Source organism: candidate division KSB1 bacterium, from assembly GCA_022562085.1.
Taxonomy (GTDB): Bacteria; Zhuqueibacterota; Zhuqueibacteria; order Oceanimicrobiales; family Oceanimicrobiaceae; genus Oceanimicrobium.
Map to the genome: position 1 here is coordinate 1 of JADFPY010000104.1, position 12922 is coordinate 12922.

At 41.1% G+C, this 12922-nt stretch carries 12 protein-coding genes and 2 pseudogenes; all 14 read left to right on the forward strand.

From position 1 onward, the window contains the following. Positions 1–136: 136 nt before the first annotated feature. Positions 137–328 carry a hypothetical protein gene (locus IH879_10640; GenBank protein MCH7675395.1) on the forward strand — a complete coding sequence of 64 codons (192 nt, stop codon included), beginning with the start codon at positions 137–139 and terminating at the stop codon, positions 326–328. Between the two features lie 85 nt (positions 329–413). After that, positions 414–608, forward strand: coding sequence for a hypothetical protein (locus IH879_10645; GenBank protein ID MCH7675396.1), 195 nt, complete (start codon positions 414–416; stop codon positions 606–608). Between the two features lie 74 nt (positions 609–682). After that, a complete protein-coding gene (locus IH879_10650) occupies positions 683–919 on the forward strand; it encodes a hypothetical protein (GenBank protein MCH7675397.1) in 237 nt (78 codons plus the stop codon). Continuing rightward, positions 916–1335, forward strand: a complete 420-nt coding sequence (locus IH879_10655; GenBank protein MCH7675398.1) for a PIN domain-containing protein — start codon at positions 916–918, stop codon at positions 1333–1335. Before IH879_10650 ends, IH879_10655 begins: the two co-directional genes overlap by 4 nt. Positions 1336–1664: 329 nt before the next feature. Continuing rightward, positions 1665–2486 (forward strand): carbon-nitrogen hydrolase family protein, encoded by an 822-nt coding sequence (locus IH879_10660; protein MCH7675399.1) that lies wholly within the window; start codon positions 1665–1667, stop codon positions 2484–2486. Positions 2487–2661: 175 nt separating this feature from the next. Then, positions 2662–2898 (forward strand): annotated as a pseudogene (locus IH879_10665) (DUF4160 domain-containing protein). Continuing rightward, the gene (locus IH879_10670; protein ID MCH7675400.1) at positions 2882–3160 is read left to right on the forward strand and encodes a DUF2442 domain-containing protein; all 279 of its coding nucleotides are present in this window, start codon (positions 2882–2884) and stop codon (positions 3158–3160) included. Before IH879_10665 ends, IH879_10670 begins: the two are co-directional and overlap by 17 nt. Before the next feature lie 27 nt (positions 3161–3187). Then, positions 3188–3970: a hypothetical protein gene (locus tag IH879_10675; GenBank protein ID MCH7675401.1), complete on the forward strand. Its 783-nt coding sequence runs from the start codon at positions 3188–3190 to the stop codon at positions 3968–3970. A gap of 306 nt (positions 3971–4276) precedes the next feature. Next, a complete protein-coding gene (locus IH879_10680; protein MCH7675402.1) occupies positions 4277–6385 on the forward strand; it encodes a BatA domain-containing protein in 2109 nt (702 codons plus the stop codon). Positions 6386–6606: 221 nt separating this feature from the next. Then, positions 6607–7902: a GTPase HflX gene (hflX, locus tag IH879_10685; GenBank protein MCH7675403.1), complete on the forward strand. Its 1296-nt coding sequence runs from the start codon at positions 6607–6609 to the stop codon at positions 7900–7902. Between the two features lie 65 nt (positions 7903–7967). Further along, positions 7968–8290, forward strand: a pseudogene (locus IH879_10690) (type II toxin-antitoxin system RelE/ParE family toxin). Positions 8291–8505: 215 nt separating this feature from the next. Next, a complete protein-coding gene (locus IH879_10695) occupies positions 8506–10221 on the forward strand; it encodes a hypothetical protein (GenBank protein ID MCH7675404.1) in 1716 nt (571 codons plus the stop codon). A gap of 206 nt (positions 10222–10427) precedes the next feature. Beyond that, positions 10428–11429 (forward strand): pentapeptide repeat-containing protein, encoded by a 1002-nt coding sequence (locus IH879_10700; protein MCH7675405.1) that lies wholly within the window; start codon positions 10428–10430, stop codon positions 11427–11429. A gap of 454 nt (positions 11430–11883) precedes the next feature. Further along, on the forward strand, positions 11884–12922 hold a 1039-nt coding region (locus tag IH879_10705), incomplete at its 3' end, for an MATE family efflux transporter (GenBank protein MCH7675406.1).

Consider the following 12922-nt stretch of genomic DNA (forward strand, 5'->3'; position numbering starts at 1 on the left):
CGTCCACCGGAGGGACTGTTCACTACTGAAGACATTGACCAGTTATTTGATTCAGATGACTATTGTAAACGAAACAATGTGGGACCGTATGAGGGATGATTTTATTCTGGATAACTACGATGAAGGAGAAGAAATAATGAGTGAAGTAATTAGTTTTGAATTTTATTCTGACACCAATCAGAGCAATGCTTATGATGAGTTGTCTATGATGGCACTGGATATAGAGAGGGATGGTACTGTCTTGATCGTAAGCCGTACTGACATGGATGCTATGGGAGACAGCATTGAAGCCATTATGAAGTATAATGGTGGGGAGCTAGTAGACTAACTATCTGATTTAGTTGTAATTTTAGTTGTTTACTTGACGAAGCAAATAATGTTATAATTGCTTCTCATTACACGGAGGGCACATAATGACAAACAAGACAATCAACCTAGACGGACGCACCATACAAGAACTTTCAGACTTGAAAAGGCAGGGTTTAATTAGCGCACTTGTACCTGAGAACAGTGCTGAAAATTTCACTGTTGAATTTAACAGAGTCGTTAATCTTACCCCTGAAGAACTGATTAGGGAATTTGCGGAGGCGGTGCATGGCTCAGCTTAAGAATTAATGGAACTAAATCTATCTGATTTTATTTGAATATTAAACAAAACCTAATTCATATTTTGGAGTGACAGATGGACAAAACCCAATTAACCATTCAACTACCCGAGTCCGGATTAACTTTTCTTCAAGCCTATGCCAAACGGCAAAATAAAAGCATCTCGGAACTCATAGATCAATATATCCAGCAATTGCAGATTTTAGAGAACTATTCTTATCATCCGGATATTGAAAAAGGTTCTGGGCTGATTCCGAAAGATATTGATGCACAAAAGGAATATTACGACTACATCGAGGAAAAGCATAGATGAAAGTTATGCTTGACTTAAATATCCTCCTTGATCATATTCAAAAGCGTGAACCCCATTATCAGTTTTCTTCCATTGTCATAAGTGAAGTTTTAAAAAATAAAGTTGAAGGGATCATTCCTGCCCATGCTTTGACGACTCTTTATTATCTCATTTCAAAATATACGAACAAAGAGCGGGCCAATGAGAGAATTGACTGGTTATTAGAGAAGTTTGATTTTGTCGGCGGTGACAAATCGTTATTCAAACGTGCAAGAAATTTACAAATTGACGATTTTGAGGATGCTGTTGTAGCAAGTCTTGCCGAAGATCTCCACTGTGATCATATTATTAGCCGAAACGTTCCTGATTTTGAAAATTCCCCAATTCCCGCAATTACACCTGAAGAATTTGCCAGAACGTATGTCAATGTTGAATAAAGTGGACTTTGGAGGCGGTATTCGGACGCCTGAAGAAGTAAAGAAGCAAATATAAATTGGTGTCAAGTGTGAAAATGCTTTGGCCAGACTGTTTAAGCTAAGTGTTATTGTTATTTGCTTGAAATCTAACCAGGAGCGAACTTGATCGACATTCACTCACACGTTCTACCAAAAATAAATGACGGACCCGTGACCATGGGAAGACACAATTGCCATGCTGCACCAGGTCGAAAAAGACGGTACTAAAGATAGGATTCGATTTTATGTGAGTATAACTTTGTTTCCACCAGACAGATGGCGTATGAGACAGCAGAGGAGGAAAAGTGAAACTGAAAATAGCGCTTATTCAACAAAAGAGTTCGAGAGACATTAGTGAAAACCGCCGCAAGGGTCTCGAAGCAGTAAAGGTTGCCGCTGAAAATGGCGCAAAAATGATCGGTTTTTCAGAACTGGCATTTGAACCTTTCTATCCCCAAATTCCAGCAACGGAGAAAATAAGACAGATGGGAGAGTCCATCCCGGGACCAACTACAGAATTATTTTCAAAACTGGCCGCTGATCTGGGCGTGGTTATCATACTCAATTTATTCGAGCGAGACGGTGACCGGACTTATGATACTTCACCCGTAATAAACTCCGATGGCAACCTGCTGGGTACGACAAGGATGGTTCATATTACAGACTATCCTTGTTTCCATGAGAAGGGCTATTACCACCCAGGTGACCATGGCGCACCGGTTTATGAAACAGCGTTTGGTAAGATCGGTGTGGCCATCTGTTATGATAGGCATTATCCCGAGTACATGCGTGCCCTCGCCCTTGCTGGAGCGAACATTGTTTTTGTTCCCCAAGCCGGCGCGGTTGACGAATGGCCAGCGGGGCTTTATGAAGCAGAAATGCAAGTTGCGGCTTTTCAAAATGGGTTCTTCACCGCATTATGCAATCGCGTTGGCGAAGAGACTATGCTGGTTTTTTCGGGAGAATCCTTTGTCTGTTCTCCGGCTGGCGAGGTCATAGCACGAGCCTCCAGGGGTACTGAAGAAATCCTCTATTGTGATCTAGATCTGGACGAAACAGAAACGTCACATGCCCGGCGTCTATTCCTTCGTGATCGACGCCCTGATGTCTATAAAGAGTGGTTCTCTTCATAAACCTAATCTTGTGCTTCTCTAACCAGGCCTGTTAGAATCTAAAATCATAAGGAGTAACTTTGATCGATATTCACTCACACGTTCTACCGAAAATCGACGACGGACCCGTGACCTGGGAAGACACAATGGCTATGCTGCGACAGGCTGGTGTTGATATTAATGAGTTGGTTACTTAATGCCAACCATCAAGCAGCTCTCAAACGCTTTTCGGTTCTTTTTCTTTAGTTTTGATTGCAACGAACCAATGCACGTTCATGTGAGTCGCGAGAAAATGATTTCTAAGTTTTAGCTTGAACCAATTGCGTTGGCAAAAAATCATGGTTTTTCAGCAAAGGAGCTAAACAAAATTCGTAAAATTATTCAATCAAATAACGAAATTATAAGAGAGGCATGGCATGAGCACTGTGATTAATATTGAACCGCGCATAAAAAATCTCAAAATTACTGAAGAAATAATTATAGCCGATCTTGAAGATGGAAGAACTATTAGTGTACCACTTGCATGGTCGTGGCGGTTGTCAGATGCAACTAAAAAACAGCGTGAAAAATTTGAAATCATTGGCAACGGCATTGGTGTTCACTGGCCGGACATCGATGAAGATATTAGCACCGAAGGCATGCTAAATGGCATTCCTGCAAAGCAACCGAAGAAAGTACAAAAGAAATCTGCTTAGTTAAAAACAAGCCAACGAGGAACTAAATTGATCGACATTCACTCACACGTTCTACCGAAAATCGACGACGGACCCGTGACCTGGGAAGACACAATGGCCATGCTGCGCCAAGCGGAGGAAGATGGTACTAAGGAAGTAGCTATCACTCATCACATTTTGAGTAATCTTGATTATGAACGCGAAGGTGAAATCATTACAAAATTTAAAGAACTCCAGGAGCGGATCAAAATTGAGAAGATCGGAATCAAAATTCACCTCGGCGCCGAGCTCTATTCTCAACCGGACATGGAACTGTTTCATACCATTTCCACTTATAACGATAACAAAAAATATTTTTTGGTAGAGTTCCCCATGCAAGGAATTCCCACATTCGTGGCAGACCATTTTTTTAAGCTCATTTCGGATGGCATGGTGCCCATCATCGCCCACCCGGAAAGAAACGGCGGCGTCATTAGAAAACCGGAGCGGGCCTATGAATTCGTGCAGCGCGGGGCTTTGCTGCAGCTGAACGCCGGAAGCATTCTCGGAAGACACGGAGCCCCGGTTAAAGATACTGCAACCATATTGCTGAACAGCGACCTGGTGCATTTTGTCGGCAGCGATGGACACAACACCAAAAGGCGGCCGCTGCAGCTTCGAGCCGCCAGAAATGCAGTTGCCGAAGGCTGGGGAGAATATCGTGCAAATTTGCTTTTCCAAGAGAATCCCGGAAAGGCAATCGCAGGCGAATCCATTAACCCGCCGGACCCGATGCCGATTCAGCCTTTGCTGAAAGGGTTTTCGAAATTGATGCAGAAAATATTTAAGTAAATGAACTCCTTTTTAAAGCCAAAGTATAAATTATTGAAGTTCGAATTTCAGAATCTAACCTATATTATTCATAAAATTTTACCACAGAGGCACAAAGGCCTGTCCTGAGCGTAGCCGAAGGAACACAGAGAATAAAAAAAGTTATAAAGAAAAACGTTTCAAAACAAATTTTTTCAAATCAGAAATGACTATGGTGGCTTGCAAGTAAATAACCCCAATATTTATCAAATCTCTGTGCCTTCGTGTCTCTGTGGTTCATGAATTAACAGTGCAAAGTAAAACTTATAGGATCTTCTTTCCGACTAAATGCTAACATTCCTAAACTCCGCAATTTTATTCGGTCTCGCCGCTATCGCCATTCCTATCCTCATTCATCTATTCACTCGACAAAAAACCAAGACCATCTTTTTCAGCAGTCTGAAATTCTTAAAAGAACTTCAGAAGCAAAAAATCCGCCGGTTGAAAATCCGCCAAATTCTACTTTTGATTCTGCGAACGCTTTTAGTCTTAATCCTCATCCTTGCTTTTGCGCGTCCAACCCTGAAAAGTTCCGGTTCTTCATCTTTGGCAGCAGGCGCCCAGCTTACCGCAGTGATAATATTTGACAATACCTTAAGTATGGGAAGAGAATTTGAGGGACAAAAACTTTTAGATGCGGCAAGAAAGCGAGCGTTAGAAGTGGTAGATTTATTAAGGGTCGGGGATGAAATGTATTTGCTTTACCCGCAGGATCAACCAATTTTCGCACATGAAGGTCCAAGATACAGCCTTGAAAATATAAAAGATCTGATTGGTCAAACCGAGTTGTCATATAAAAAAACGAACTACTTAGCGGCCATTGCACTTGCCAATCAAATTATGGCGGCCTCTTCGAACATTAATAAAGAAATCTATTTTATCTGCGATATGCAGAAAGCGGGACTAAATATCTCGGAAAATACAAACGGTACAAGTTTAACAGGCGATGATGTCAACCTTTTTGTTCTGCCGGTGACAATTTCAAACGAAGAAAACCTTGGCGTCACCGATGTCTCTTTTGAAAATCAAATATTAGAGCAAGGCAAGGTTGCCGAGATCAAAGCCACGATTAAAAACTATGGCGAAAATGCAGCCAACAACAAGCTCGTACACCTCTTCGTAAATGGTAAGCGCGTTGGCCAAAATGTTGTCGATCTGGAAGCAAACTCCGCTGCAAATGTGGTTTTCCGTTTCGTGCCGGACCAAACCGGATTTCAATCCGGGTTCGTACTTTTAGAGGATGACGATTTAATCGAAGACAACCGCAGGTTTTTCACATTTACAATCCCTGAAGAAATTCCAGTTCTGCTGGTCGGAAATCGAGAACAAGATACTTATTATCTAAACCTGGCGCTTCGGCCGCAAAAGGAAGTTTCTTCATATATTAAAATTGAGCCAATTTTAGCCAGGGATTTCGCTGAATACAATTTGGATAACACCGAAGTCGTGATCGTGTCAAATGTTTCAAAGTTTGATAATGCAGAAACGTTAAAACTACAAAAGTTCGTCAGCGAGGGCGGTGGACTCATGATATTTTTGGGTGCCAATGTCGATCTCAGAAATTACAATGACGGATTACATAAAAGATTAAACCTGCCGCTTTTGACTCAATCGTCTGCCAAAGGGCGTGGAGAGCAATTTCTTTCATTTGGAAAAATCGATTTTAGCCACCCGATTTTTAAAGGCGTGTTTGAAGATGAAAAAAGGGTGGAATCACCACATATTCGATTTACTTTAAATGTCAGCTCGAAAGAACCTTTAGACAAAATAATCGAATACAACAACGGAGCGCCGTTCTTGTTCGAGTCGAAGCTCCAAAAGGGTCGAATTATCTATATGACCACCGGCATTTCGGAAGATTGGTCGGACCTGATTTTTCGAGGGCTTTTTGTTCCGCTGGTAAACCGCTCAATTGGTTATCTGGCAGGCGCTGCCTCTGTTGAAAATGATGAGACACTTGTTGGAAACGAGCTTGGTTTCGCATCTGAGAATCTGGCTTCCGGGGCAAGTTTAGCAATTAAAAAACCGGATGAAGTTGAAGTTAAAATTAAACCTGGGGTATCTAAAGGTAATTACCTGGTTCGTTTCAAAAATACAGATCAACCGGGAATCTACACGCTTAACCATAACAATGAAATCGCTACTCAGTGGGCTGTCAACACGGATCCGGTTGAATCTGAAAACGCTACATTTACGACCGAGGAATTAGCTGAGGCGCTCAATGCAAAACAAGTTTATGAAATTAGTCAGTCGAGTGACATTGCTGAAAAGCTTAATGAAACCCGTTTCGGCAGGGAATTTTGGAAATTTTTGATTATGATTGCACTTTCAATTTTATTAATTGAAATGGTGTTAATCAAAGAAAACGCAGTAGTTCACAATAAAAAGATAGGCTAGTGATTTCTAATTAACGTTCAAAAACTAATTGGCATTTTGTTTGTCAAGTATGCTGAACAGTCATTAAAGTCATTGCACAGTCATTTGGTCATTAAGAAATGACAATAAATAACTTAATGACAATTAATGACACTCAAAACCAAGCTTTGGTCATTCATCTCTGATTTATTCCTATTTGCATTATTATTTAGGAATCAAAGCACTAGGAGGATTTAAGTTACTTGTACGAAGTTAATTCTAGCGCTAAAGAAAAAGCCATTCTGGTCGGGGTCATCAAAAAAGGGACCGACCGCTGGGAAACAGCAGATCATTTGGAAGAACTCGCTTTACTGACTGATACTGCAGGTGCCGTTGTTGCTGATAAAGTTATTCAGGAAAAAGAAAAAATAGATCCTGCTTTTTATGTGGGTCGAGGTAAGGCTGAGAATCTTTCTGAATTAGCGCAAAAACGCAGTGCCGACTTAATCATTTTTGACGATGACTTGAGCCCGGCGCAAATCCGCAATCTTGAGCGGCTTTCAGACAAAAAAATTTTAGATCGCAGCGGTTTGATTTTAGATATTTTCGCCAGTCGTGCAAAAACCCGCGAAGCCAAAACCCAGGTTGAATTAGCACAGCTCAAGTACTTGCTTCCAAGATTAACCCGACAGTGGACCCATTTGTCACGGCAAGTCGGTGGGATCGGCACAAGGGGCCCGGGCGAAACCCAGCTCGAGGTCGACCGTCGTCTCATCGGCAAGAGAATCAGCAAACTTTCGGAAGATTTAGTTAAGATAAAAAATCAAAGAGATGTGCGGCGGCGTGGCCGAGAACTAACGACTCAAGTAGCTCTCGTCGGTTATACCAACGCCGGAAAATCAACTCTGCTCAACGCGCTTACTGACTCAAAGGTTTTCGTTGAGGATCGGCTGTTTGCAACATTAGACTCGACTATTCGCCGAATGAAAGCCGATAATCATTCCGACTTACTGCTCATCGACACGGTTGGCTTTATCAGGAAATTGCCGCATAATTTAGTTGCCTCTTTTATGAGCACTCTAGAAGAAGCGAATAAAGCCGATGTGCTTCTGCATGTTGTCGACATCAGTCACTCTCTTGTTTTCAAGCAAATTTCCGTTGTAAAAGATGTGTTGAATGAATTGAAAATTCTAAACAAACCGACGATTTATGTGTTTAATAAAATTGACAAACTCGAGCAAAAGGGTTTGGTGGAAAGGTTTAAAAATGAATATGAACATTCGGTTTTTATCTCCGCAACCAAAGGAATGTTCTTGGAGGACCTGAAAAAAGAAATAGTCAAGATGTCCAGTGAAGCAATTGTGGATTTGGAAGTTACAATTGACATTAGCGACTCCGAAATGGTTTCTAAAATTCATAGTTTAGCAGAGGTATCTGACTCTGATTACAATGAAAATACCGTCATACTAAACGTTAGAGCGACTCCGGAAAATGCTCATAAAATCAAGTGGCTTTTGAATGGGAGGGGAGAATGGGCAAGAATAAAATTCTTGCATTAGTTCTTGTATCCGGTTAACTTACATTATGAGTAAGGGGTGGTCCATTGAATATGTAGAGATAGAAAATACAAAACCCTTTTGAAAAATTTATTTTAGGTTTGAGTACAAAAGAAAGAGCTAAAGTTTTTGAAACAATAATTACTTTTTTGAGCATAAAAAACAGAACCTTCCGATAAAAGAAAGTTTGTCGAAACATTTAGAAGATGGTATTTTTGAAATTAGAGTTTCGTTGTTTGATAAGATAGTAAGAAACTTATATTTTTATGAAAGCGGCGCGAAAATTATTATCACTCACGGTTTTATTAAAAAAACACAAAAAACCCCACGAAAAGAAATAGAAAAGGCTAAAAATTTAAGGAAAAAATACCAAGCGAGACTTAAAAAATGACTAATTATGAAATTGTTTCAAAGCCAAATGCAAGATCCTCAATTTGCAAAAGCCTACCGTGAAGCAAGACTTGAGAGAATCTTAAACGATTTTTTGGAAAACTTGAAAGAAAAGATTTCGCAAAATGCACCCAAAGAGGTTTTGCTAAATACTATAACTTCGATGCAAAAGCAAATTGGCTCGTCTCACATTAGATAGTTTGCTCAACATTTCAAATGGAAAATTTTTGTTCCATAGTTCGAAAATATTTAATTCCTTCCCTTTTTTTCAGCCTCATTCTTACTAACTGGACTCAAATTTATTCTCAGGAATCCCGCCCCCGAATCCGCGAAACCAACCCCAATTACGAACAAGGTGACTGGATCAGTTACTCTGTCGCCCGCTTTGTCACCTCGATTGCAGTGGGCACTGAGTACGTCTATTTTGGCACAACTCAATCCGGAATCACCCGTTACGATCAATTTCGAAATAGTTGGAATTTTCCCTGGACCACCAGCAACGGTCTGGCCGACAACGAAATTTTGAGCGTAGCATTCGATGAAGATACAGGCTATTTGTGGTGTGCGTCCCGCACTGCTGTCAGTTATTATCATCCCACTGCCCAAAAATGGCATAATTCTTTTAAAGACGAATTTGGTCTGCCTTTTTCAGATGAGATTGTATCGATCGGAATTGCCTCAAATAGAATTTTATTCTTAACCCGAGCCGGGAGGTTATTCGAATCGAATAAGTTCGGCGGTATCATTTTGACAGGAAATACCCGTTTTGGCAATCCTTTAAATGATCAAAACGTGCGCTGGTTTGGTAAAGCTGCGAGCCGGATTAAGAATCTGCCGCACTTTTTTATGAGCAACGGCTACTTGTTTAATCCCGCGGGAATAATTGAGGACTTTAATTTTAAAAAGGCTAATATTACCGCAGCAGTTTCGGATAATTGGGGCAACCTTTGGATTGGCACCTGGGGGTTAGGTGCAGGTAAAGGCGACCTTCGCTCGCTGCAATTGGATATGCTCGATTACGGGCTAGCAAAAACAGGGGTGAATGCTCTAAATTTCCATAATGAAGTTTTATGGATTGCAAGCGCAAAGGGCAGCAATCAAAGTCAGCAGAGTATTACTGCCTGGGATTTGAATCGAGACACCTGGAAGACCTATGATCAAAGAAGCATTTCCGAACTGACCAGCGACGAATTTAATTCAATTACTGTGGACGGTGACACTATTTGGTTTTCAACCGGCTATGGATTGTCTCTTTATTCCACCAGAAGCGGCAATTGGAAGACCTACGATCGTTTTGACGGTCTTTCGGACAATATTATTTTTGATACCGTCACAGACGATTCAACCATCTGGGTTGGCACGGCCAATGGCATCGATCGGATAGTAAAAAATAGCCTGGGAAAAAAGGACAGTCTAAAAATTTCGCCTGTCAGTCCGGGGAATCTAACTATAGTTGAAGTCTATGATTTGGAATTGATGGAAAATCTCCTCTGGGCGGCGACCAATCAAGGTATTTATGTATATGATACTTACAAGCGAGAAGGTGGATTCAGCGATGAAATCGGCGGCCCGACGACGAATGTAATCAAATCAATTTCGCGCTATGAAAATGAAATTTGGTTTGGCAGTTTGGCAGGCATCGATGTTTTTGACCTAGAAAAGCAGGAGTGGCGAGGCGTGCCAGAGGGGCGTTTTTTTCCAAAAACCCGTGTTAACAGAGTGATTGCGACTAAAAAAGCAGTCTGGGCCGGCACAGACCAGGGCGTCATGAAATACAACCGCAAGACCAAATCATGGCGCACGTTTACTATTGAAGACGGTTTGATCGATAACCATGTCAACGCTATTTTACCAGACGGCGATCATATCTGGTTTGGCACCGATCTCGGGCTGACCCGGTTTTTCTGGAATTCTCCAAACCGAATCGATTAGATGCTGTGTTGTGTATGGTTAAGTTAAGCTGGTTTTCTTTAAAGATTACGCTTTTTCTCTCAATATCCAGCCTGGTTTTCATTCAAATATAGTTTTTGTAACTCCCAAATTATCAATGAAGAAGCAATGAAGTATTTCAATAAATTGCTCTTCAAAAATGGGTCAATGTCAGTATAAATTAAGTTGTAAATGATTAAGGTGAATATATGAAAAATGGCCTGTTTTACATAAGGCACGTTCTTCTACTTTTGGTAATCACAGCGGTGATCGTACTCATTTGGAATATCCCCCACTGGTTGGTATCTGCTTCGGAAAGTTTGACCTCTCAAGAACTGTCTACTTTTATTTTTGAAACCAGAAGATCTCTGATTTTAACCATCGCAGCAGTAGCAGCTCTATTCGGGCTTTACTTGATCTATCGCAGAATGATTGCTATAGAAAAGAATATACAAATTACAAATGAGGTGCGGATTGCTGACCGTTTCAGTCGCGCGGTTGAGCAATTAGGAACTCATAAACTCGAAATTCAGCTTGCTGGAATTTTTATGCTGGAAAAAATTGCTTCCGAGTCCGAAATGGATCACTGGATTATAATGGAGATTTTGACGGCCTATGTTCGGGAAAACTTACCGTTCAACCCGGAAGCTGTTGATTTAAATGACCAGCAAAAAAACATTGAAAATGGCGATGACTCCTTTAAACAAAAACGACTGGCAACTAACATACAGGCAATTCTATCTGTTATCGGACGCCGGAAATGGCTCAATGAAGAAGTCGAACAGAATCATTTTCTCAATTTAAGAAAAACAAATCTTAAATATGCCGACTTAAGAAATGCTTGGTTAATCGGTGCAAATTTTCGGGGCACCAACCTTGAAAGAGCCAATCTGATGGGCGCAAACCTGGCGGGTGCATTTCTGGCCGAATCCAATTTAAAAAATGCGAACTTACTAAACGCCAACCTCGAAGAGGCCGATTTGCGGAAAGCAAACTTCGAAGGGGTAAAACTCACCGGCGTCAATTTCCAGGGCGCAAATTTTACCGGAGTCAACATAAAAGGCGCAGATCTAAGTGAATCATTGCTTAAAGAAGTTAATTTTAACAATGTCAGACTAAACAAAATTAAGTATGATGAAGAGACGCTTTTTCCAGAGTGGTTGAACCAGGAGAAAAGAGACAAATATGGAATGATATTTGAATTAAGGTAAATTCTAACTATGGTTGTATTAACACAGTATATCAACTCCCCAATCTCCTACATTCTTCCTTGAAGTCTTCAAGCTTTTATTTTTTTTCTTAACCCCAAAAAAAATCTTGTATAATTAAAATTAATTTGTATCTTAAAAACTTTAAATAGATAATTTTTAAAATCAGACAAAAGGAGAAGCCCGATGCTAGCCAAATTCCCAACCGTCATTGTGAGAACGGAAGGCAGATAGCTCGCTTAGTTAGGTTCCGGTTCAATTTCCGGCGATGCATTAACGTTGGATAATTTAGCGTCATCCCTACCAGAATTCTTTATTCCACCATTCGCCTGCACCACCTTTTGCGATTTATCTTTCCTTCTTTTTTAGTTTTAAATTAACAAAAAAACAATCAGTCTTTCAGGATTAAAAATATCCTGCATTGCAGTTTCACACTCAAACCGAAAGAATAATAAAAATGAGTGATTCACTAAAACCAAATGGTTCAATTGTTTCTGACGATTTTAAATCAGAGACAAATGGCAAATTAAGCAATCTTTGGAAAGATATTCGCGAGGCGATTGCGGGTTCACAGCGGGATTTCACCGAAGGGAGTATTGGCAAGGCAATTCTGCTGCTCTCCATTCCAATGGTGCTGGAAATGTCCATGGAATCCGTCTTCGCGGTGGTCGATATTTTCTTTGTTTCTAAGCTGGGTCCCGATGCGATGACCACAGTTGGGGTTACCGAATCTATGCTGACAATTGTCTATGCAGTCGGTATCGGTCTGGCCATGGCTACGACCGCTATGGTTGCACGCCGTATTGGCGAGAAGAACAAGGAGGGTGCATCAGTCGCGGCCGTTCAAGCGATTTCAGTTGGGCTCCTTGTTTCTCTACCTATTTCAGTGCTCGGTATTTTCTTTGCTCCCAACCTTTTGCAGCTCATGGGTGCTTCAGAAAGTATTATCGAGTCTGGCTCCATTTATACTTCAATAATGCTTGGCGGCAATGTTGTGATTATGCTTCTGTTCATTATCAATTCTATATTTCGAGGCGCCGGGGATGCCGCTATCGCAATGCGGGTTTTGTGGCTGGGCAATCTTATTAACATCGTTCTCGATCCCTGTCTTATTCTTGGGCTAGGTCCATTTCCTGAATTAGGCATCAAAGGTGCTGCGATTGCGACGAACATTGGCAGGGGCACAGCTGTTTTATTCCAGATTTACTCGTTGTTGAATACCAAAGGTCGAATCACCATAGCCAGAAAGCAAATCAAAATCCAATTCGCGGTGATGAAGCGGCTCTTGCGACTTTCATTAGGCGGCGTCGGGCAATTCATTATTGCGACCTCGAGCTATATTGGCCTGGTTCGAATTATGATGCTTTTTGGCAGTGAGGTCGTTGCAGGTTATACTGTTGCTATACGCATTGTGATATTTTCCATTTTACCGTCATGGGGTATGAGCAATGCCGCAGCAACGATGATGGGGCAAAACCTTGGCGCTAAAAAACCCG

Excerpts from the sequence above, each read along its gene's own strand:
- IH879_10640 (MCH7675395.1), top strand. The coding sequence starts at position 137 with ATGAGTGAAGTAATTAGTTTTGAATTTTATTCTGACACCAATCAGAGC.
- IH879_10645 (MCH7675396.1), top strand. The coding sequence starts at position 414 with ATGACAAACAAGACAATCAACCTAGACGGACGCACCATACAAGAACTT.
- IH879_10650 (MCH7675397.1), top strand. The coding sequence starts at position 683 with ATGGACAAAACCCAATTAACCATTCAACTACCCGAGTCCGGATTAACT.
- IH879_10655 (MCH7675398.1), top strand. The coding sequence starts at position 916 with ATGAAAGTTATGCTTGACTTAAATATCCTCCTTGATCATATTCAAAAG.
- IH879_10670 (MCH7675400.1), top strand. The coding sequence starts at position 2,882 with ATGAGCACTGTGATTAATATTGAACCGCGCATAAAAAATCTCAAAATT.
- IH879_10680 (MCH7675402.1), top strand. The coding sequence starts at position 4,277 with ATGCTAACATTCCTAAACTCCGCAATTTTATTCGGTCTCGCCGCTATC.
- IH879_10695 (MCH7675404.1), top strand. The coding sequence starts at position 8,506 with ATGGAAAATTTTTGTTCCATAGTTCGAAAATATTTAATTCCTTCCCTT.
- IH879_10700 (MCH7675405.1), top strand. The coding sequence starts at position 10,428 with ATGAAAAATGGCCTGTTTTACATAAGGCACGTTCTTCTACTTTTGGTA.